Below are 21794 nucleotides of genomic sequence, written 5' to 3'. Positions count from 1 at the left end.
AATGAATGATAAAGATCTTGAAATTGAATACCTAAAAAAAATTGATTTATTTCAAAGATATAATAAACATTATTATGATAAAGACAAACCCATTGTATCAGATCAGAAATTTGATCTTTTAAAAAAAGATATAATAGATTTAGAGAACAAATATAAATTTTTAAAAAGTGAATATTCTCCAACTAAATCTATAGGATTTAAACCATCAAAAAATTTTCAAAAAGTAAAACATAAAGTTCCAATGTTGTCACTTGGAAATGCTTTTAATGAAGAAGACTTAAAAAATTTTGAAAAAAAAATAGTTAATTTCCTAAGTTTAAAAAATACAAATTCAATTGAATATAGTGCTGAACCAAAAATTGATGGAATATCTGCATCCTTAATTTATATCAAAGGAAAACTAACTAAAGGACTTTCTAGAGGAGATGGTAATGAGGGAGAGGATATTACGCAAAATTTAAAAACAATTAAGGATATACCTTTAGAAATTACCAAGAGCAATTTCCCTAATGAAATAGATATTAGGGGTGAAGTTTTTATAGAAAATAATGATTTTAAAAAAATTAATGACAAGTTTGCAAACCCTAGAAATGCCGCTTCTGGATCACTAAGACAAAAAAATTCATTAATAACAGCAAAAATTCCACTAAAATTTATTGCGTATACATATGGCTATGAAAAAAAAATGAATATTGATAATCAAACAATTTTTTTAGAAAACTTAAAATTATGGGGCTTTAAAACAAACCCATTTAACAAAAAGATTATTGGAGTTAAAAATTTAATATTAAATCATAAAGAATTAGAGGAAAAAAGAAAAGAGTTGGCATTTGATATAGATGGAATTGTTTATAAAGTTAATGATTTTGACTTACAAAAAAGATTGGGTTTTGCAGCTAATGCACCCAGATGGGCGATAGCACATAAGTTTTCAGCCAATAGCTCAATTTCAGAAATTATGAATATTGAAATACAAATTGGTAGAACAGGTGCACTTACCCCAGTTGCAAAAATTAAACCAGTTAATATAGGGGGAGTAATAGTTTCAAATGCAACACTTCATAACGAAGATGAAATTGTTAGAAAAGATATAAGAGTAGGAGACACAGTGACCGTTGAAAGAGCTGGAGATGTAATTCCACATGTAGTTTTAGTGGATTTAAAAAAAAGAAAACAAAACTCAAAAAAATTTATTTTTCCTCTAAAGTGCCCATCTTGTGGAAGCAAAACAATTAAAGATTATAATGAGATAACTAAAAGACAAGATGCTGTAAGAAGGTGTGCTAGTGAGGGGTTTGAATGTGAAAAAATTGCCATAGAAAGAATTAAACACTTTGTTTCTAAGGATGCATTTAATATAGACGGATTTGGGAAGAAAATTGTTGAAAATTTTTGGAACTTAAAATTAGTTAGACTTCCACAGGATATATTTAAGCTTAATTATGATAAAATAGAAGAACTTGAAGGATGGGGAAAATTATCAGTTGCTAATTTAAAATTTTCAATTGAAGAAAAAAAAAATGTTTCTCTAGAGCGATTTATTTATTCATTAGGTATAAGGCATATAGGACAAGAAAATGCGAAGCTTATCGCAAGACACCTCAAAACATCATCTAATTTCTTTCAGTTATCAGAAGAAAATAATATTGAAAATTTATCTAATATTGATGGAATTGGGATTACACAAATTCAGTCAATCAAAAAATTTTTCTTAAATAAAACTAATCTTAAAATGCTATCTGAACTAGAAAAAAATTTATTAATCAAAGATGTAATTTTAATAAATAATAATGGACTATTAAAAAATAAAACTTTTATGTTAACTGGAAAGTTAAATGGAATTAGCAGGGCAGAAGCAAAATCATTGATAGAACAAAATTCAGGAAAAATAATTAGTAACGTTAATAAAAAACTTGATTATTTAATTGCTGGAGAAAAACCAACTCTAAAAAAAATGAATACAGCTAAAGATTGGAATATAAAAGTTATAAATCAAACAGAATGGTTAAAAATGTTAAATAAGAGTAGCTAACCATTTTCTTTCTTTTTTATTAAGCAAACTAGAAAATTCTGAATAAATATTTAAATGATATTTAAATAAATAGTTTTTTTCTATTTTATTTAATAGTTCATAGTTAATTAGGTCTTTTTCTAAAGGAGCAAGTGTAAGGTTTTCAAAATTAAAGTTACTTTTGGTTTCTTTAGCATAAATTAAGTTTTCAATCCTAATACCAAAGTAGTTTTTTTTATAAAAACCAGGTTCATTGCTTAGGATCATTCCATTTTTTATTTTTATAGAATTATGTTTTGAAATTGATTGAGGTCCCTCATGAACATTTAAAAAAAAACCAACTCCATGTCCTGTTCCGTGGGCATAATCTTGACCTTCTTTTTTTAAAAATTTTCTAGCTTTTATGTCTATTTTTTTTCCCGTATTATCATTATTCAAGTTTGTTAAGGCAACGGCAATATGACCTTTTAATACGTTTGTATAAGCATTTTTGATAAATTTGTTTTGTTTTGAGAATGAAATAGTTCTGGTAACATCTGTAGTTCCATAATGATATTGCCCACCAGAATCTACTAATAAAATGTCTCTTTGTTCAATTTTTTTAGTTGTATTTTTATTAGCTCTATAATGAACAATTGCACCATTTGAACCAGCACCAGCAATAGTATCAAAACTTGGAAATAAATAATCTTTATTTAGTTTTCGAAATTTTTCTAATTTATTTTGCGCATATACTTCTGTTATTTTTTTTTTGTTAATATTTTTAATCCAATAAATAAATCTTGTTAATGCTAGGCCATCTTTTTTATGAGCTTCAATCATATGTTTTATTTCACTAGAATTTTTGATTGATTTTAGTTCATAAATTGGATCATCAAATTTAAGTATATTAAATTTTGATTTAATTATTTTTTCATAAAAAATTGAGCAGGTTTTATTATCAATAATAAAATTCTTACCTTTTAAATTATTTAAAAATTGTGGAAGTGACTTGATTGATAAAATTTGTTTCTTTTTAATTTTCTTATCTAAGAGGAGATTTTTTAAATTATTTTCATTTGCTATTAAAAAAAATTCCTTTTTTTTATCTAATATTAATCTAGCATTTGCAATTGGGCTATTTGGATTGTCATATCCACGTATATTTAAAAGCCAAGCTACATTTTCTGGCGCAGAAATAAAACAATAATCTGCTTTGTTGTTTTTAAGAAATCGTGCAACTTTAGAAATTTTAGACCTATAAGCCTCACCTACAATTTTCTTATCCAGAGAATAAAATGGCTTTGTATGTTTTTCTTTAAATCCAAATATTGGGTCAATTAAGTTTTGATCAATAGAAATTAAGTTATTATTTATAAAGTATTTACTAATTAATTTTGATGTAAATAGTTTTGGGTCGTAACCTAAATTAAAATTTCTAATAATTGTATGAGGTAGTTTTTTATGAATTTCAATTATCTTAAAATTTTTAGATGATTGTTGATGTGCTTGAATAGTATATCTTCCATCAACAAATAAATAATTTTGTTTTTTTAAAATTACTGCAAAACCTGCTGAACCTGAAAAGCCTGTAATATTTTTTAACCTGTCATTTTTTGCATATTCAGAAAAATACTCATCATTTTTTGGAATAATGTAACCATCAATGTTATGATGTTTAAATTTGCTTTTTAAGATTTTTATTTTTTTTATAATCATTTAATTCTTTTTTGATATCTTATCCATCCGGGACTTCTTGTTCCTTCTTCGATCTCAAAATCTTGATTAAACTCAAAGTCATCCTCGTTGTCTTTAGAATCATCAAAAAAAGAATTTTTTTCTAAAAATTTTTCTGGTAGCTCTTCAATAAACCTTGAAGCCATACTGTCTATCCAATTTCCCTGATAGAACCTATTCATAGCAAAAGATATAAGTGCTTTTTTTTTTGCTCTCGTTATCCCCACATAAGCCAATCGTCTTTCTTCTTCAAGCCCATTTTGACCCTTTTCTTCAATAGATTTTTGGTGTGGAAAAAGACCCTCTTCCCAGCCTGGTAAGAAAACCACGTCAAATTCAAGTCCTTTAGATCCATGCATTGTCATCATGTTAACTTTTTCACCGTCCCAATCTTGATCCACCGAGGTAGCAAGAGCGACATGTTCTAGAAAATTTTCCAAATTATCAAAATCTTTCATTGCACTCAAAAGCTCTTTAATATTTTCAAGTTTATTTTCATTTTCTAGATCTTTTTTATTTTTTAACATACTTGAATAACCTGATTCATCTAAAACTAATTGTAATAATTTAACATGGTTAATCTTTTTAATATTGATGTCATTTCTCCACTTATCCATGAGAAATAAAATAGAGCTAAGACCAATTTTAGTCTTGGGTTTAATTAAATTTTCTTCAATTAATTTTTTTGAAGCAATTTCTAAACTAACAGAGTTCTCTTTTGAAAATTCATGTATTAATTTTATGGTACTTTCACCAATTGCTCTTTTAGGATTATTCACTATTCGACCAAATGCCAAATCATCTTTTGGCTGGTGAATTAATCTTAAATAGGCAACGCAATCTTTAATTTCTGCTCTTTCATAAAATTTAGTACCACCAAGAATTCTATATGGTAAACCAATTTTTAAAAATCGTTCTTCAAACTCTCTTGTTTGAAAAATAGCCCTAACTAAAATAGCAATATTATTAAAAGAATATTTTTTTTTAAGTTTTTTTTCAATTTCATCAGAAACTCCTATTGCTTCGTCTTTTCCATTTTTAAAACAATTAAGTTTTACAAGATCTCCTTCCTCCATGGTTGTCTTTAAAGTTTTCCCAACTCTGTTTTGATTGTTAGCTATAAGATTTGAAGCAACAGATAATATATTTTGTGAGGAACGATAATTTTCTTCTAATCTTATTACTTTTGAATTTTTATACACTTGATCAAATTCTAAGAAATTTTTTATTTCTGCTCCACGCCAACTATAAATGGATTGATCATCATCTCCAACACAACACAGATTTTTATGTTTTTCTGAGAGTAGATTAAGCCACTTACTTTGAATATAATTAGTATCTTGGTATTCATCCACAAGTATATATTTAAAATTATTTGAATAAATATTTCTTATGTCCTGATTTTTTTCTAAGATTTTAACCACATGTAAAATTAAATCTCCAAAGTCACATGCATTTAAATCTAATAATTTTTGTTGATAAATTTTATAAAGAGGTAGTATAGTTCTCTCAAAAATATCATTTTTATTGATAACGACTTCAGCTGGATAGAACCCTTTATTTTTCCATCTATCAATTATTGAAAGAGTAAACTTTGGGGCTAATTGCTTTATGTCTATATTTTCAGCTTTACATATATTCTTGATTAATCTTACCTGGTCATCTGTATCAATAATTGTAAAATTAGAAGTTAATCCAGCTGCAGTTGCATGTTTTCTGAGAAGCTTTGCACATATAGAGTGAAAGGTCCCAAGCCACGAAAGCCCTATAGCCTCAGAATTTAATATAGAGCTTACTCTGTTTTGCATTTCTTTTGCAGCCTTATTAGTAAAAGTCACTGATAAGATTTGGTTTGGAAAGGCTTTTTTTTCATTGATTATATGAGCAATTCTTGAGGTGAGAACCTTTGTTTTTCCAGATCCGGCTCCTGCAACAATTAGTAATGGTCCATCAAGATATAAAACGGCTTCTTTTTGAGCATTATTTAGATTGTTTAAATATTCAGAGTTTATCATTTTTTAAATTTCATTATAAGATATTTAACATTTCAACAAGATTTATGAAAAAAATTGTTAAAAACTTTAATAACTTTGTTAAAAAGACAATATTCAAAGTTGAGAATAAAACAAATGATAAGTTTCATGTCAGCAACTTTAGTAAATATATAATAGCTATTATTACTGTATTATTTATTTACATTTTTTATTTATCAATACCTCTTTTATATGACAAAAATTGGGTACAAAATAAAATTGTAACCAAATTAAGTAATGAATTTAATATAAATATAAGCAATTCATTTGATATTTCGTATCGTATTTTACCAAAGCCTCATTATTTAATTAAAGACAGTAAAACTCCTTTAGCAGAAATTAAAATATTAAATGTTTTTATTAGTCAAAATAATTTTTTTAATAAAGATAGCACTAGAATAAACGAAGTAGTTATTGAAAAAGCAAATTTTTCTTTATTAAAAGATAATTTTAAAATGCTTTATAAAAAAAGTGAAAATAAATTTTCTAAAAAAAAAATTAAAATTAATAATAGCAATATTTTTTTCAAGAACAATTTAAATGAAGTAATTTCAATTATTAAAATCTCAAATGCATTTTTATTTTTTGATGAGAAAAATTTACTTAATCTATTTAATTTAAAAGGTGAGGTCTTCAATATACCTTTTAAATTAGAATATAAAGATCTATTTAATTTAAAAAAAAAAATTGAGATAAGGTCTCCTGATCTTAAACTGAAAATTATAAATAAAACTTTTAAAATAGATGAAAATTTAAGTAGTGGAATAAATAATATTTCTATTTTAAGTACATCTATCAATACAAAATACAATATTAACGATCAAATAGTAATATTTGAATCAGATAGTTCCAAAGTTTATAATTATAAAATAGATTATAATGGACAGCTAGCAATAAATCCATTTGATCTAAATCTAAAAATTAATCTAAATAATTATAAAATTTCTAATTTATTTGCATCAAATTCTATCATGAATGAATTTATTACATCAGGTTTATTATTTAATGAAAATATTAGTGTACACACTTTAGTAAATATTAAATCTACAAAAAAAGATGAAATTTTTAATGAAGCTAAACTAGAGTTAAGGATTTTAAATGGTAAAATAAGTTTTGACAACTCGATATTTATCAACAACAATATTGGTTTAATGGAAGTCTCTAATAGCAATTTATTTTTAGAAAATGATAAATTAATTTTAGCTGCTAATTTATCAATAGATATTAAAAATACTGATAGATTATTTTCTTTTTTAAACACAAGTAAGAAATTAAGAAAAAATATTAAAAATATTAAAAATATTAAACTAAATATAATTTATGATTTTTTGAGTAATGAAATTACATTTAAAAATATTAAAATAGATGATGATGAAGTGAGTGATCAGTTCCTAAATATAGTTGAAGGTTTCAATAATAATAATTCTAATAATTTAACTAAAAGCAGAAGATTATTAAACGAACTAATAGGTCTTTATGAGGGGTAGATCATTTTTTTAGGGTCTACAATTTTCTCATAGTTTTTCTCATCTACAAGACCTGTTTTAAGAGTTTCGTGTTTAAGTGTCGTGCCATTTTTTAAAGCCATCTTTGCAATTTTTGCCGCATTATCATATCCGATATGCGGTGCTAGCGCTGTTACTAGCATTAAGGAGTTATCTAGATGCTCCTTAATTTTTTTCTTGTTAGCTTTTATTCCATTAACACAATAAATTGCAAAATTTTTAGTACTATCTGAAATAAGATCTATTGACTGAAGTATATTATGAGCAATCATTGGTTTAAATACATTCAATTCAAAATGTCCATGGGATCCAGCAACTGTAATTCCAGTATGATTGCCTATTACTTTAGCACAAACCATTGTTACTGCCTCACATTGTGTAGGATTAACTTTTCCTGGCATAATAGATGAACCAGGTTCATTTTCTGGTAATATTAATTCACCATATCCAGCACGAGGTCCTGAACCAAAAAACCTTATATCATTTGATATTTTCATTAATGCAACAGCACAAGTATTTAGTGTACCTGAAAAATTCACAATAGAATCGTGAGCCGCAAGTTCTGCAAATTTGTTTGGAGCTGGTTTAAAAGGAATCTTAGTATATTTGGCAATCTCTTTAACAATTTTTTTATCAAAACCTTTCTTAGAGTTAATACCAGTCCCAACAGCTGTTCCACCTTGTGCTAGAAAATATATTTCTTTAAGTGCAAGCTCTATTCTCTCAATGCATTTTTTTAGCTGTACTTGGTAACCTGAAAACTCTTGCCCAAGAGATAGTGGTGTTGCATCTTGTAAATGGGTTCTACCAATTTTAATAATATTTTTAAACTCTTTAGATTTTTTTGCCAATTCTTTTTCTAAAATTTTTAAACTTGGTAATAGTTTTGATATAGTTTCTTGAGCAACAGATATATGCATAGCTGTTGGAAAAACATCGTTTGTTGATTGAGATTTATTTACATGATCATTTGGATGAACAGGTTTTTTTGAACCCTTTTTTCCACCCAATATCTCAATTGCTCTATTTGCAATCACCTCATTAGCATTCATATTAGTTTGCGTGCCAGAGCCGGTTTGCCAAACTTTTAAAGGAAAATTTTCATCTAACTTTCCGTTAATAACTTCATCTGAAGCTTTAATTATTGAATTGGTAATTTTTTTATTGATCTGTTTTTCTTTAAAGTGAACTAATGCTGCTGATCTTTTTATAATTGCAATAGATCTTATTATGGAAATATTAACTAAAATTTTTCCAATATTGAAAAATTTTTTAGATCTTTGAGTTGATGCACCCCAATATTTATTACTAGGTACGTTGATACTTCCTATGCTATCAAATTCTTTTCTTAATTTCATTGATTAATATATAATTAATAATTTAATATACTTATATATTAATTTTTAGAAAACTTACAGGAGCTAAATGACAAATTTTAACAAAGTAAAAACTTTCATGGAAATCTTTGGTCAAGAAGTCAAAACTAAGCCATCTTTTAGTGCTGATAAGATCAATAGTCTTAGATATGATTTAATAAAAGAAGAACTAGAAGAGCTTAAAGAAGCAATGGAAAATAAAGATCTGTTGGAAGTTGCAGATGCTTTAACAGATATATTATATGTAACTTATGGGGCTGGACATGCGTTTGGCATTGATCTCGATAAGTGTTTTGAAGAAGTGCAAAGTTCAAATATGAGTAAATTAGGTGAGGATGGTAAGCCTATCTATAACGAATCTGGAAAAGTTATGAAGGGCCCTAAATATTTTAAACCTGATTTAACTAAATTTGTAAATTAGTAGGGGCGTTCTGTTACCCGGTGCCCCAGACCGTGCTTCTATAATTAACCTAAGTTAATTATGCAGCAATAGCGTAACTTTCGTTAGCATTTAAAGTTTAGCCCGTTACGGTGGAACAATCCCGAACGAAAGAATAGCCTTTAGTCACCCGTCGATCCTGTTTCACCCCCATAAGTTGTAATGGTGGAGGTGGTGGGTACTGCCCCCACGTCCGTAATGGTTATTACGAAATTCGTTTATCGTCGTAGTTGGCAAGCCAACACTATTAATATAAAAGCATTTGAAAGAGATTCAATAAAAAAAGAAATTCAATAAAAACAATGAAATTAACTACAGAACAAGCACAAGAAATTAAAGATCAACAGTCTCAACAAAATCAAACGAAAAGAGTTACAGCACCGGCACTTGAAAATATCCTCTATGAGGCAATGCCTGCTTTGGACCATGGCTTTGTAAGAGTTGTTGATTATATGGGTGATGATACTTCAATTGTTCAATCAGCTAGGGTTTCCTATGGAAAAGGTACTAAAAAAGTTTCAACAGATGCAGGCCTAATTAAATATTTAATGAGACATTGGCATAGCACTCCATTTGAAATGTGTGAAATTAAATATCACGTAAAGCTTCCAATTTTTATTGCACGTCAATGGATTAGACATAGAACTGCAAATGTTAATGAGTACTCAGCGAGGTATTCAATTTTAGATAAAGAATTTTATTTACCATCAGCAGAAAATTTAGCGGCACAATCTTCAAGCAACAGACAAGGTAGAGGTGATGTTATTGAAGGTGAACAGGCAAAAGAAGTTTTAGAACTTTTAAAAAATGATGCTGAACAAACTTATGATAATTATGAGATGATGTTGAATGAGAGATTTGATGGATCAACTATTGATGAAAATAAAAAAGGATTAGCGAGAGAACTTGCAAGAATGAATTTAACTTTAAACACTTATACGCAGTGGTATTGGAAAACTGATTTATTAAACTTAATGAATTTTTTAAGATTAAGAGCGGATAGCCACGCTCAATATGAAATAAGAGTTTATGCCGACATCATGTTAGACACTGTTAAGAAATGGGTGCCTATAACTTATGATGCGTTTATGGATTATAGAGTTGGTGGCACAGAAGTTTCAGCTAAAGGAAAAATTATAATTCAAAAACTTATTAAAGGCGAAGATGTTAATCCAGATAGTTCAGGCTTATCAAAAAGAGAATGGAATGAACTAATGGTTTCTTTTGATCTTAAAGATAAGTTGATTTAATTTTTCTAGCAAAGTCTAAATATATTTTAGAAATTTCGTGCTCAGGATTAGCTTCTACAATTGGCTTTCCTTCATCTCCACATTTTCCAACCTCAGGGTTTAATGGAATTTCTCCTAAAAACTCTTTTTCAAATTCTTCAGCAGTTCGCTTAACTCCACCTTCGCCAAAAATTTTATATTTTTTCCCATCATCACCTGTGAAATAACTCATGTTATCAACTAAACCTAAAATTTTAACTCCAAGTTTATCAAACATTTTAATACCCCTTTTAACATCAAGAAGGGCTACTTCTTGAGGAGTTGAAACAATGATTGCCCCATCCATTTTAATTTCTTGAGAAAAAGTTAATTGAGTATCTCCAGTCCCTGGAGGCATATCAACAATAATGAAATCTAAATCTTTCCACCCAACTTTTTGTGTAAAAGTTTTAATTGCACTAGTGACCATAGGTCCACGCCAAATCATTGGTGTTTGTTGGTCAGCAAGAAAACCAATGGACATGCATTGAATATCATATTTTGTAATTGGAGTTAATGTTTGGCCATCACTTTTTGGTTTTTCATTAATATCAAACATTTTTGGAATTGAAGGACCATAAATATCTGCATCAAGTAATCCAACTTTGCAGCCAATTTGTTTTAAAGCTAAAGCAAGGTTAGTTGCAAAAGTTGATTTTCCAACACCACCTTTCGCACTTGATACAGCTATTGTAAATTTTGTTCCCAAAATAGGATTTTTAGTGAACTTTCTAGGCTCTAATTTTTTCTTCATTGCGTCACTTAGTTCTGGCTTTTTATCAGTCATAATCTCATCATTACTTGTTTTTTATTAGAAAGACATTATATACTTTGTCATATGTCAGATGATTTTCAAGGTAGAGGAGGAAGCCCATGGGGAACACCTCCAGGAGGAGGAAACGGTTCTGGAAAAGGACCTACACCACCAGACATCGATGCATTAATTAGAGATATTCAAAGTAAAATAAAAGGATTTTTACCTGGTGGAAGTTCATCAGGAGGTAAACCAATTGGTTTAATTTTAATTATCATAGCGTTTGTATGGTTAGCAAGCGGACTTTATAGAGTGGGACCCGATGAACAAGGTGTTGTGCTTAGATTTGGTAAGTTTGTAAAAACTACTCAACCAGGATTGCATTATCATATTCCACTTCCAGTAGAGACAGTTGAGACACCAAAAGTTACAAAAGTAAATAGAATTGATATTGGATTTAGATCTGAAAGAGATAGTGGTTTTTCACAAGGTGGAGGAGTTGCTGATGTTCCTCAAGAAAGTTTAATGTTAACAGGTGATGAAAACATAGTTAATATAGATTTTTCAGTTTTCTGGGTAATTAAAGATGCGGGTAAATTTTTATTTGAAATACAAGATCCAGAAGGAACAGTAAAAGCTGCAGCAGAGACAGCAATGAGAGAAGTAATTGCAAAAAGTAAAATTCAACCAGTTTTAACTGAGGGAAGAGCTCAAATTGAAATTGAAACTCAGGAAATTATTCAATCAATTCTAGATGAATACAATAGTGGTATTCAAATTACACAAGTTCAAACACAAAAAGCGGATCCACCTGATCAAGTAATTGATGCGTTTAGAGATGTTCAAGCAGCAAGAGCAGATATGGAAAGATCTAAAAATGAAGCTGAAGCTTATGCTAACGATGTTATTCCGAGAGCAAGAGGGGAAGCTGCAAAAATTATGCAAGCAGCAGAAGCTTATAAACAAAAGGTTGTTGCTCAAGCAGAAGGTGAAGCTAGCAGATTTATATCTATTTATAATGAGTATGCGAAAGCTAAAGAAGTAACTCAAGAAAGAATGTACTTAGAGACTATGGAAAAAGTTTTAGCAGATATTGATAAAGTAATAATTGAAAAAAATGCAGGCTCAGGTGTGGTGCCATATTTGCCATTACCAGAACTAGGTAAGAAGAAAGCAAAAAATTAATGAAAGCACAAAAAATTTTATTACCAATAGTTATTTTAATAGGAGCATTAGCGTTCTTTTCTATATTTATTGTTAAAGAGGTTAATCAAGCAATTGTACTCCAGTTTGGTGATCCTAAAAAAATCATACTAAAACCAGGTTTAAACTTTAAAATACCTTTTATTCAAAATGTTGTCTTTTTAGATAGCAGAATTTTAAATCTTGATACACCACCAGCAGAAGTCATTGCATCTGATCAAAAAAGATTAATTGTTGATGCTTTTGCAAGATTTCAAATTGTAGATCCTTTAAAATTCTATATTTCAGTTGGAAATGAAAGAGTTGCAAGATCAAGATTGGCAACAATTATTAACTCAAGAATTAGAAATGTTTTAGGACAACAAGAATTACAAACATTACTATCAAAAGATAGATCTAAGCAAATGTCTTTAATTCAAGAAGGTGTAAACGCAGAAGCTAAAAAATTTGGAATTAAAATTGTAGATGTTAGAATTAAAAGAGCTGATTTACCTCAAGCAAATAGTGAAGCAATCTATAGAAGAATGCAAACTGAAAGAGAAAGAGAAGCCAAAGAATTTAGAGCAAGAGGCGCAGAAATGGCGGTAACCATTACATCAACTGCTGATAAAGATGTTTCTGTATTACTAGCCAACGCAAACAAAGATTCTGAGATCATGAAAGGTCAAGGAGATGGTGAGAGAAATAAAATTTTTGCAGATGCATTCGGTAGAGACCCAGAATTTTTTGCTTTCTATAGAGCAATGCAAGCTTATGAGACTGCTTTAATAGGTGGAGAAACTTCGGTAATTTTATCTCCTGATAGTGAATTCTTTAAATTTTTCGGTAACATAAAACCTAAAAATTAATCCAAAACAATGAAAGAGCTAATTATAGCTTTTGGTCTTTTCCTCTTCTTAGAGGGAATTTTATATGCCTTATTTCCATCCAAAATGAAAAGTATATTACTAAAATTAAATGATGTGACTAATAGTCAATTAAGAACAGGTGGATTGATATTTGCAGTCATAGGATTTATTATTATTTGGTATATTAAAAATTAAAATGAATAAAATTAAAAAATTACTAATAGTATTTTTTACATTAACTTTTGTAATGCAAGTAAATGCTAAAGATGCACCAGCATCATTTGCTGATTTGGCAGAAAGATTAATGCCATCTGTTGTAAATATTTCAACAACAACAACAGTTGTTACTAATTCAAATCCATTTCCTGGTTTTGAGTTTCCTCCAGGATCACCCTTTGAGGATATGTTTAAAGAATTTGGAACACCTCAAACAAGGAAGTCTGCTGCATTAGGCTCAGGATTTATAATTGATGAAAAAGGAATCGTAATAACTAATAACCATGTTATTCAAGATGCTGAGGATATCGTAGTGAGAGTTGGTGGAGATAAAGAGTATAAGGCTACAATAATTGGGCAAGACCCATTATCTGATATTGCAGTCCTTCAAATAGATTCTAAAGAAAAGTTTATACCAGTTAGTTTTGGAGATTCTGATAAAGCAAGAATTGGTGATTGGGTTATTGCAATTGGTAATCCTTTTGGCTTGGGAGGAACAGTAACAGCAGGAATTATTTCAGCTAGAAATAGATCAATTGGCCTGTCTCGATATGAAGACTATATTCAAACGGATGCCTCAATAAATTCAGGGAATTCGGGTGGACCATTATTTGATATGAATGGTGATGTAATTGGAATTAATACAGCAATTTTAGGTAAAGGTGGGTCGATAGGTATAGGCTTTTCAATACCATCTAATAGTGCAAAAAAAGTTGTTAGTCAGTTAATAGAATTTGGTGAAACTAAGAGAGGTTGGTTAGGAGTTAGAATTCAAGTAGTTTCTGAAGAAATAGCTGAAGTTGAAAAATTAGATGAGCCTAGAGGAGCGTTAGTTGCTAGTGTTGCAGAAAAAAGCCCATCTGACAAAGCAGGGATTAAAGCAGGAGATATCATTTTAGAATTTAATGGAACAAAGATTAATGAAATGAAAGAACTACCAATAATTGTTGCACAAACAGAAGTAGGTAAAACAATCGAAGTTAAAGTTTGGAGAAATAAAAAAGAGATTACTAAAAAAATTAAATTAGGAAGATTAGAAACTTCAAGTGACTTTAAAAAAGAAGAACCAAAAGATACAAAAACAGAAACTCCAGAAATTTCAGAAATTAAATTATTAAAAATTATTGTAAGACCACTAAATGATAAAGATATTAAGGAAAGAAAACTACCCAATCAAACAACAGGTTTAGTTATAACCAATATTGGAAAAAACAGTCCAGTAAATTACTTAAATGTTGGAGATATAATTATTGAAGCACAAAAGAAAAAAATTAAATCCACTAAAGATCTTGAAGATATTGTAGGTACTGTTTTAAAATCTAATCAAAAAACAATTTTGATTGTAATTTATAACAATCAAAACCAAAGAAGGTATATTGGCGTTAAGCTAGATTAGTAATGGACAAACAGTCCAAAATTATCCTAATTTCAGGTCCAACAGCTTCAGGCAAATCAAATTTTGCTGTAAAGATCGCAAAAAAAATTGAAGGAGAAATAATTAATGCTGACAGCATGCAGGTTTATAAAAAGTTAAAAATTTTAACTGCAAGACCAAATAAAATAGAACAAAAAAATATTAAACATCATCTTTATGGAATTGTTGATCTAAATAAAAAATTTTCAACAGGTCAATGGTTGGAACTCGCAATTAAAAAAATTAAAAACATTCAAAAAAATAAAAAAATTCCGATTTTAGTTGGTGGTACTGGTTTATATTTTCAATCATTGATTAATGGTCTTGTTAAAATTCCAGAGATCCCTCTTAAGTTAAGAAACAAAGTTAGGCTAATGTCTAAAAAAGAAGGTCAAAAAAAATTTTATAAAAAAATTTTAAAACTTGATCCTAAAATTAAAGATAAATTTGATCCAAATGATACTCAAAGATCCATAAGAGCTTATGAGATTAAATCTTATACTGGTATTTCCATGTATGATTGGTTAACTAAAACTGAATCTGAATTTAAAGACAGTGATTTTTTAAAACTTCATATTGAAACAAAAAGAGAAAAACTCATTGAAAGAATTAACTTAAGGACTTCTAATATGATAAATAGTAAAGCCATTAATGAAGTTAAAAAATTTATTAAACTAAAAATTAAAAAAGATCAGAGTGTAAATAAGGTAATTGGGATTGCCGAATTGACACAGTATCTAAATAGTGAAAGCACTTTAGAAGAAGCAAAAGAATTAATATTAATTAAAACAAGACAATACGCTAAAAGACAAGCTACTTGGGCAAGAACTAGGATGATGTCATGGATTAAAATTGATCCAAGCAAAATAGATAGCTATATAGAAAAATTGAAAAAATCTTCTCTTAAACTTGACCAATTAACATAAAGTCCGATAGATTGCCTGAATGCCAAAATTATATTCAGGAGCAGAGATAGTATTTAAATGTCTTGAAGACCAAAATGTTGAGCATATTTTTGGATATCCTGGTGGAGCAGTGCTTCCAATTTATGATGAATTAAAAAATCACCCAACTATAAAGCATATTTTAGTTAGACACGAACAAGGTGCAGGCCATGCTGCAGAAGGTTATGCAAGATCAACTGGCAAACCAGGTGTTGTATTAGTTACTTCAGGACCAGGTGCAACAAATGTTGTTACAGCATTAACGGATGCTTATATGGACTCAGTTCCTCTGGTTTGTATTTCAGGCCAAGTACCAACACATTTAATTGGAACAGATGCTTTTCAGGAATGTGATACTACAGGAATTACTAGACCTTGCACGAAACACAATTGGTTGGTTAAAAATATTAATGATCTTCCAAGAATAATGCATGAGGCATTTGAAGTTGCAACAACTGGAAGACCAGGACCAGTACTAGTTGATATTCCAAAAGATATCCAGTTCGCAAAAGCAAAATATTCAAAACCAAATAAAGAAAAAAAAGCTGTTACTAAAAATTTAAATAGGTTTAATCAAAAAGAAATTGACCAATTAGTAGACTTAATGAAAAAAGCCTTAAAACCAGTTTTTTATACTGGAGGTGGAGTAATTAACTCAGGTCCAAAGGCAAGTGAACTTTTAAGAGAATTAGTAGCCTTAACTGGATTTCCTATTACATCAACTTTGCAAGGATTAGGTGCTTACCCTGGAGATGATAATCAATTTTTAGGAATGCTTGGTATGCATGGAACTTATGAAGCTAATAATGCAATGCATGATTGTGATTTATTAATTAATATAGGGGCAAGATTTGATGATCGTATCACAGGAAAGATAAATGAGTTTTCTCCAAAATCTAAAAAAGTTCATATTGATATTGACCCATCATCGATAAATAAAATTATAAAAGTTGACCTTTCTATTGTTGGTGATGTTAGTGATGTAATAAAATCAACTACTAAAACTTTAAAAAAGAAAAACTTAAATTTAGAAAAATCAAATAAACAAAAAATATCAAAATGGTGGCAACAAATTCAAAAATGGAGAACAAAACAATCTCTAAATTTTATAAATAGTGATAATATTATTAAGCCTCAGCATGCAGTTCAAAGACTCTATGAATTAACTAAAAATCAAGACACATATATTACCACTGAGGTTGGGCAGCATCAGATGTGGGCAGCACAACATTATAAATTTAATAAGCCTAATAGATGGATGACATCTGGAGGACTTGGAACTATGGGTTACGGGTTACCAGCGGCAATAGGGGTACAAGTTGCACATCCTAAAAAATTAGTTGTAGATATTGCTGGAGAAGCATCAATTTTAATGACTATGCAGGAGATTTCAACTGCAGTTCAATATAATTTGCCAGTAAAAATATTTATTTTAAATAATCAATATATGGGAATGGTTAGGCAATGGCAGGAACTGCTTCATGAAAAGAATTACTCCGAAAGTTACTCGGAGGCATTACCAGATTTTGTAAAATTAGCTGAGGCTTATGGTTGTGTTGGTATTAGAGCAGAAAATCCAGATGAATTAGATGAAAAAATTAAAGAAATGATTAATATAGACAGACCAGTAATTTTTGATTGTCATGTAGATCAAGCTGAGAACTGCTATCCAATGATACCTTCAGGGAAACCACACAATCAAATGCTGTTAGGACCCAAGGATCAGGAGGAAAATAAGATTACAGGTAAAGGAAAATCTTTAGTTTAAAATGGCAAAATCTAAATCAGCATATAGCACACCTAGCAAATTAGGTAAAATTGATACGCATATAATTGTTGTTTGGGTTGATAACGAAGCAAGCGTATTATCAAGAGTGGTGGGTTTATTTTCTGGAAGAGGTTACAATATTGAGTCGTTAGCAGTTGCTGAAGTGGATCAAAAAAAAAACCTTTCAAGAATTACAATTGTAACCACTGGAACTCCTCAAGTTATTGAGCAAATTGTATTACAATTAAAAAAGCTAGTTCCAGTCCATAAAGTTGGAAATTTTAAAAGAGAAGATAAAAACGTCATATTTAAAGAGATGGCACTATTAAAAATTGTTGCAAATACTAGTAAAATTAAGAAAGCTTTAAATGCTTGTAAAAAATACAATCCAGTTATATTAGATCAAACAAATAAATCTGCTGTAATTCAAATAACAGCATTAAGAAGAGAGATAGATACTGTGACAAAAAATTTAAAACCATTTGGTCTTGTTAGTGCCTCAAGAACTGGAGCGGTAGCAATGACAAGAGGTGCAGAGATTTTTAATTAATTATAAAGGAGAAAAAAATGAAAATGTTTTATGAAAAAGATGCAGATGTAGATTTAATAAAAAGTAAAAAAATTGCTATTTTTGGATATGGAAGCCAAGGGCATGCACACGCATTAAATTTAAAAGATAGTGGAGCTAAAGAAGTTGTTGTAGCGCTTAGAGATGGATCTGCAAGTAAAGCTAAAGCAGAATCAAAAGGTTTAAAAGTAATGGGTTTATCTGATGCTGCAGAGTGGGCAGAAGTTGCAATGATACTTACACCAGATGAATTACAAGCAGCAATTTATAAAAATCATATTGATCAAAGAATTAAACCGGGAACAAGTATAGCATTTGCTCACGGATTAAATATTCACTACAAATTAATCGAAGCAAGAAAAGATTTAGATGTATTTATGGTTGCACCAAAAGGACCTGGTCACTTAGTTAGAAGTGAGTTTGAAAGAGGTGGTGGTGTACCGTGTTTGTTTGCTGTTCATCAAGATGGAACAGGTAAAGCGAGAGACCTTGCATTATCATATGCCTCAGCAATTGGTGGTGGAAAATCAGGAATTATTGAAACAACATTTAAAGATGAATGTGAAACTGATTTATTTGGTGAACAATCAGTTTTATGTGGTGGATTAGTTGAATTAATTAAGAATGGTTTTGAAACTTTAACTGAAGCTGGTTACGAACCAGAGATGGCATACTTTGAATGTTTACATGAAGTAAAGCTGATAGTAGATTTAATTTATGAAGGTGGAATTGCTAATATGAATTACTCAATATCTAATACAGCAGAATATGGTGAATATGTTTCGGGTAAAAAAGTTGTAGATAGTGAAAGTAAAAAAAGAATGAAAGAGGTTCTAGCTGATATTCAATCTGGTAAATTTACTAAAGACTGGATGAAAGAATGTGAAGGTGGTCAAAAGAACTTTTTAAAAATGAGAAAAGATCTTGCGGATCATCCAATTGAAAAAGTTGGTGCAGAACTTAGAGCAATGATGCCTTGGATTGGTAAGAAAAAATTAATAGATAGTGATAAGAGTTAATTTTTACTAAAAACCTAATTCGATCATAAATTATAGCCAAAATATAACAATTATTTTGCAATCTCTATTATAGATTGTATTATAGTTTTTCTAAAATTATTGGCTATGAGCGACAAAGATAAAGTTATTATATTTGATACTACGATGCGAGATGGTGAGCAATCACCTGGTGCATCGATGAGTCTTGAAGAAAAAATTCAAATAGCAAGAATTTTTGATGAATTAGGCATAGATGTAATTGAAGCTGGTTTTCCAATAGCCTCTCCAGGTGATTTTGAGGCCGTAACAGCAATTAGTAAAATCTTAAAAAATTCAATTCCATGTGGATTATCTAGAGCCAGCAAAAAGGATATAGATGCATGCCATGAAGCATTAAAATCTGCTCCAAGATTTAGAATCCACACTTTCATTTCAACAAGCCCACTTCATATGAAATTTAAGTTGAATAAATCTCCTGAGCAAATTGTGGATGCAATAAAAGAAAGTGTAACTTACGCAAGAAATCTTACAGATGATGTTGAATGGTCATGTGAAGATGGAACACGAACTGACATGGATTTTATGTGTAAAATAGTTGAAACAGCAATTAGCAGTGGTGCTACAACAATAAATATTCCAGATACTGTTGGTTATACTATCCCTTCAGAATTTACTAAAATTATAACAACATTAAAAAATAAAGTTCCAAACATTGAAAAAGCTATTTTATCTGTTCATTGTCATAATGACTTAGGACTAGCTGTAGCAAATTCTTTAGCTGGTGTTTCAGCTGGAGCAAGACAAGTTGAATGTACAATTAATGGAATAGGTGAAAGAGCAGGAAATGCTGCACTTGAAGAAATTGTTATGGCAATAAGAACAAGAAACGATTTAATGCCTTATACAACTGGAATTAAAACTGAATTATTAAGCAAAGCTTCAAAAATTGTTTCTAATGCAACGTTCCCAGTTCAATTTAATAAGGCAATTGTTGGAAAAAATGCTTTTGCTCATGAAGCGGGAATTCATCAAGATGGAATGCTTAAAAATAGAGAAACTTATGAAATTATGACACCAGAAAGTGTTGGAGTTAAAAAAACCTCATTAGTAATGGGTAAACATTCGGGACGTCATGCTTTTAAAGAAAAATTGAATGATCTTGGTTATGCAGATGTAACAGATGATGTAATTCAAACAGCATTTGGGAAATTTAAAATTCTAGCTGACAAGAAAAAACATGTTTATGATGATGATATTGCAGCTTTAGTTGATGATAGTATGATCTTAGATAAGTATGTAATCAATTTAAAGTCATTAAAAGTTTTTGCAGGAACAGGTGAGCCTCAAAAAGCAGAAATGACTCTTGATGTTTACGGTGAAGTTAAATCAACCTCAGAAACTGGAGATGGACCTGTGGATGCTATTTTTAAATGTATAAAAGTTTTATATCCACACGATGTGAAACTACAATTATATCAAGTTCATGCTGTTACGGAAGGAACTGATGCACAAGCTACAGTGAGTGTTAGAATTGAAGAAGAAGGAAAAACTACAGTTGGACAAGCTGCTGATACTGACACATTAGTAGCGTCAGCTAATGCTTATTTAAGTGCTTTAAATAAGATGATTATTAAAAGAAAAAAAACTGCTCCACTGGAGCATGAAACTCAAAAAGTGAAAGGTATATAATTAAGATGGCTAATTGGTTTAAAAATTTAAGTAGTATTTGGAGTCAAGATATGGCGATTGACCTTGGAACCGCTAACACACTTGTTGTTTTAAAAGGACAAGGAGTAGTTTTAAATGAACCATCTGTTGTTGCTATAGCTGAGAACATGGGGAAAAAAACTGTTTTAGCTGTAGGTGATGAAGCAAAAACTATGCTTGGAAGAACGCCTGGTAACATTAGCGCTATTAGACCTTTAAGAGATGGAGTGATTGCAGACTTTATAGTTACTGAAGAAATGATTAAACATTTTATAAAAAAAGTTCATAAAAATAAAACTTTTGCAAACCCAAGAATTTTAATCTGTGTTCCAACAGGATCAACACCTGTTGAGAGAAAAGCCATTCAAGATAGTGCCTTAGCTGCAGGAGCTAGAAGAGTTCAATTAATTGAAGAACCTATCGCTGCAGCAATTGGTGCAGGTCTTCCAATCTCAGAAGCAACAGGATCAATGGTTGTTGATATTGGTGGGGGTACTACGGAGATAGCTGTTATGTCACTAGGAGGTCTTGTTTATTCTAAATCATTAAGAGTTGCTGGAGATGCAATGGATACAGCTTTAGTTAATTATATGAGAAAAGAATATAACTTAATGATTGGAGACAGCACTGCTGAAAAAATAAAAAAAGAAATTGGTACAGCTATACCATCGAACAGCAATACCTATGCGGTTAAAGGTAGAGATTTAAGATCAGGAACACCTAAAGAAGTAAATATTACTGAAGAAGATACAGCTGAAGCTTTAAATGATATTTTAAAAGAAATGGTGAATGGGATAAAAGATGCACTTGAAAACACTCCTCCTGAATTATCAGCTGATTTAGTAGATATGGGTCTAACATTAACAGGTGGTGGAGCTTTATTAAAAAATATTGATAAAAGGTTTTCTAAAGAAACTGGATTGCCAGTTTTTATAGCAGACGATCCATTAGCATGCGTTGCAATTGGGACTGGAAAAGCTCTAGATCAAGAAGAAACATTCTCTACTATGCTATCTGAGTATTAGA

At 29.8% G+C, this 21794-nt stretch carries 18 protein-coding genes and 1 other RNA gene; 14 read left to right on the top strand and 5 right to left on the bottom strand.

The annotated features are described in order from the left end of the window. Position 1: 1 nt before the first annotated feature. On the top strand, positions 2-2032 hold the full coding sequence (gene ligA, locus AC5YGC_RS05520) for an NAD-dependent DNA ligase LigA (RefSeq protein ID WP_496139231.1): 2031 nt from the start codon (positions 2-4) through the stop codon (positions 2030-2032). Here ligA and AC5YGC_RS05515 read toward each other — a convergent pair. Beyond that, a complete protein-coding gene (locus AC5YGC_RS05515) occupies positions 2015-3709 on the bottom strand; it encodes a M24 family metallopeptidase (RefSeq protein ID WP_496139230.1) in 1695 nt (564 codons plus the stop codon). The two genes, ligA and AC5YGC_RS05515, sit on opposite strands and share 18 nt — an antisense overlap. Beyond that, positions 3706-5742: a UvrD-helicase domain-containing protein gene (locus AC5YGC_RS05510; RefSeq protein WP_496139229.1), complete on the bottom strand. Its 2037-nt coding sequence runs from the start codon at positions 5740-5742 to the stop codon at positions 3706-3708. Before AC5YGC_RS05510 ends, AC5YGC_RS05515 begins: the two co-directional genes overlap by 4 nt. A gap of 44 nt (positions 5743-5786) precedes the next feature. Between AC5YGC_RS05510 and AC5YGC_RS05505 the strand changes: the two genes are divergently transcribed. After that, positions 5787-7247 (top strand): hypothetical protein, encoded by a 1461-nt coding sequence (locus tag AC5YGC_RS05505; RefSeq protein ID WP_496139228.1) that lies wholly within the window; start codon positions 5787-5789, stop codon positions 7245-7247. Here AC5YGC_RS05505 and fumC read toward each other — a convergent pair. Further along, a complete protein-coding gene (gene fumC, locus AC5YGC_RS05500; RefSeq protein WP_496139227.1) occupies positions 7235-8623 on the bottom strand; it encodes a class II fumarate hydratase in 1389 nt (462 codons plus the stop codon). The genes AC5YGC_RS05505 and fumC overlap by 13 nt on opposite strands. A gap of 67 nt (positions 8624-8690) precedes the next feature. Here fumC and AC5YGC_RS05495 point away from each other — a divergent pair, with 67 nt between their 5' ends. Further along, positions 8691-9062, top strand: coding sequence for a pyrophosphohydrolase domain-containing protein (locus AC5YGC_RS05495; RefSeq protein WP_496139226.1), 372 nt, complete (start codon positions 8691-8693; stop codon positions 9060-9062). Here the strand turns inward: AC5YGC_RS05495 and ssrA are convergent. Next, positions 9061-9361: a transfer-messenger RNA gene (ssrA, locus tag AC5YGC_RS05490) on the bottom strand. The two genes, AC5YGC_RS05495 and ssrA, sit on opposite strands and share 2 nt — an antisense overlap. Positions 9362-9382: 21 nt before the next feature. Here ssrA and thyX point away from each other — a divergent pair. Continuing rightward, positions 9383-10330 carry an FAD-dependent thymidylate synthase gene (gene thyX / locus AC5YGC_RS05485; protein ID WP_496139225.1) on the top strand — a complete coding sequence of 316 codons (948 nt, stop codon included), beginning with the start codon at positions 9383-9385 and terminating at the stop codon, positions 10328-10330. On the opposite strand, the gene AC5YGC_RS05480 is transcribed toward thyX, so the two are convergent. Continuing rightward, positions 10311-11135: a P-loop NTPase gene (locus AC5YGC_RS05480; protein WP_496139224.1), complete on the bottom strand. Its 825-nt coding sequence runs from the start codon at positions 11133-11135 to the stop codon at positions 10311-10313. The genes thyX and AC5YGC_RS05480 overlap by 20 nt on opposite strands. Before the next feature lie 51 nt (positions 11136-11186). Between AC5YGC_RS05480 and hflK the strand changes: the two genes are divergently transcribed. The 10 genes from hflK to AC5YGC_RS05430 all read left to right on the top strand — a co-directional run bounded on the left by hflK (position 11187) and on the right by AC5YGC_RS05430 (position 21793). Next, the gene (hflK, locus tag AC5YGC_RS05475; RefSeq protein WP_415286042.1) at positions 11187-12287 is read left to right on the top strand and encodes an FtsH protease activity modulator HflK; all 1101 of its coding nucleotides are present in this window, start codon (positions 11187-11189) and stop codon (positions 12285-12287) included. Then, positions 12287-13153, top strand: a complete 867-nt coding sequence (hflC, locus tag AC5YGC_RS05470) for an SPFH domain-containing protein (protein WP_496139223.1) — start codon at positions 12287-12289, stop codon at positions 13151-13153. The genes hflK and hflC overlap by 1 nt, the downstream gene beginning before the upstream one ends. Before the next feature lie 9 nt (positions 13154-13162). Continuing rightward, the gene (locus AC5YGC_RS05465; protein WP_415277966.1) at positions 13163-13348 is read left to right on the top strand and encodes a DUF2065 domain-containing protein; all 186 of its coding nucleotides are present in this window, start codon (positions 13163-13165) and stop codon (positions 13346-13348) included. A gap of 1 nt (position 13349) precedes the next feature. Further along, positions 13350-14765: a Do family serine endopeptidase gene (locus AC5YGC_RS05460; RefSeq protein WP_496139222.1), complete on the top strand. Its 1416-nt coding sequence runs from the start codon at positions 13350-13352 to the stop codon at positions 14763-14765. A 2-nt stretch (positions 14766-14767) separates the two neighbouring features. Then, positions 14768-15709: a tRNA (adenosine(37)-N6)-dimethylallyltransferase MiaA gene (gene miaA, locus AC5YGC_RS05455; RefSeq protein ID WP_496139221.1), complete on the top strand. Its 942-nt coding sequence runs from the start codon at positions 14768-14770 to the stop codon at positions 15707-15709. A 19-nt stretch (positions 15710-15728) separates the two neighbouring features. After that, entirely contained in the window at positions 15729-17495 is a 1767-nt protein-coding gene (locus tag AC5YGC_RS05450; RefSeq protein WP_496139220.1) for an acetolactate synthase 3 large subunit, read from the top strand. Position 17496: 1 nt separating this feature from the next. Beyond that, the gene (gene ilvN, locus AC5YGC_RS05445; RefSeq protein WP_496139219.1) at positions 17497-18045 is read left to right on the top strand and encodes an acetolactate synthase small subunit; all 549 of its coding nucleotides are present in this window, start codon (positions 17497-17499) and stop codon (positions 18043-18045) included. Between the two features lie 17 nt (positions 18046-18062). Next, positions 18063-19082, top strand: a complete 1020-nt coding sequence (ilvC, locus tag AC5YGC_RS05440) for a ketol-acid reductoisomerase (protein WP_168607261.1) — start codon at positions 18063-18065, stop codon at positions 19080-19082. A 105-nt stretch (positions 19083-19187) separates the two neighbouring features. Further along, complete coding sequence (locus tag AC5YGC_RS05435; RefSeq protein ID WP_496139218.1) at positions 19188-20750, top strand: 2-isopropylmalate synthase; 1563 nt, start codon at positions 19188-19190, stop codon at positions 20748-20750. 5 nt (positions 20751-20755) lie between these two features. Next, on the top strand, positions 20756-21793 hold the full coding sequence (locus tag AC5YGC_RS05430) for a rod shape-determining protein MreB (RefSeq protein WP_496139217.1): 1038 nt from the start codon (positions 20756-20758) through the stop codon (positions 21791-21793). Position 21794: the final 1 nt, after the last annotated feature.

The sequence above is a fragment of the Candidatus Pelagibacter sp. uisw_138 genome, assembly GCF_059512485.2.
This window is presented reverse-complemented; position numbering and strand designations above follow the sequence as displayed.

Excerpts from the sequence above, each read along its gene's own strand:
- ligA (WP_496139231.1), top strand. The coding sequence starts at position 2 with ATGAATGATAAAGATCTTGAAATTGAATACCTAAAAAAAATTGATTTA.
- AC5YGC_RS05515 (WP_496139230.1), bottom strand. The coding sequence starts at position 3,709 with ATGATTATAAAAAAAATAAAAATCTTAAAAAGCAAATTTAAACATCAT.
- AC5YGC_RS05510 (WP_496139229.1), bottom strand. The coding sequence starts at position 5,742 with ATGATAAACTCTGAATATTTAAACAATCTAAATAATGCTCAAAAAGAA.
- AC5YGC_RS05505 (WP_496139228.1), top strand. The coding sequence starts at position 5,787 with ATGAAAAAAATTGTTAAAAACTTTAATAACTTTGTTAAAAAGACAATA.
- fumC (WP_496139227.1), bottom strand. The coding sequence starts at position 8,623 with ATGAAATTAAGAAAAGAATTTGATAGCATAGGAAGTATCAACGTACCT.
- AC5YGC_RS05495 (WP_496139226.1), top strand. The coding sequence starts at position 8,691 with ATGACAAATTTTAACAAAGTAAAAACTTTCATGGAAATCTTTGGTCAA.
- thyX (WP_496139225.1), top strand. The coding sequence starts at position 9,383 with ATGAAATTAACTACAGAACAAGCACAAGAAATTAAAGATCAACAGTCT.
- AC5YGC_RS05480 (WP_496139224.1), bottom strand. The coding sequence starts at position 11,135 with ATGACTGATAAAAAGCCAGAACTAAGTGACGCAATGAAGAAAAAATTA.
- hflK (WP_415286042.1), top strand. The coding sequence starts at position 11,187 with ATGTCAGATGATTTTCAAGGTAGAGGAGGAAGCCCATGGGGAACACCT.
- hflC (WP_496139223.1), top strand. The coding sequence starts at position 12,287 with ATGAAAGCACAAAAAATTTTATTACCAATAGTTATTTTAATAGGAGCA.
- AC5YGC_RS05465 (WP_415277966.1), top strand. The coding sequence starts at position 13,163 with ATGAAAGAGCTAATTATAGCTTTTGGTCTTTTCCTCTTCTTAGAGGGA.
- AC5YGC_RS05460 (WP_496139222.1), top strand. The coding sequence starts at position 13,350 with ATGAATAAAATTAAAAAATTACTAATAGTATTTTTTACATTAACTTTT.
- miaA (WP_496139221.1), top strand. The coding sequence starts at position 14,768 with ATGGACAAACAGTCCAAAATTATCCTAATTTCAGGTCCAACAGCTTCA.
- AC5YGC_RS05450 (WP_496139220.1), top strand. The coding sequence starts at position 15,729 with ATGCCAAAATTATATTCAGGAGCAGAGATAGTATTTAAATGTCTTGAA.
- ilvN (WP_496139219.1), top strand. The coding sequence starts at position 17,497 with ATGGCAAAATCTAAATCAGCATATAGCACACCTAGCAAATTAGGTAAA.
- ilvC (WP_168607261.1), top strand. The coding sequence starts at position 18,063 with ATGAAAATGTTTTATGAAAAAGATGCAGATGTAGATTTAATAAAAAGT.
- AC5YGC_RS05435 (WP_496139218.1), top strand. The coding sequence starts at position 19,188 with ATGAGCGACAAAGATAAAGTTATTATATTTGATACTACGATGCGAGAT.
- AC5YGC_RS05430 (WP_496139217.1), top strand. The coding sequence starts at position 20,756 with ATGGCTAATTGGTTTAAAAATTTAAGTAGTATTTGGAGTCAAGATATG.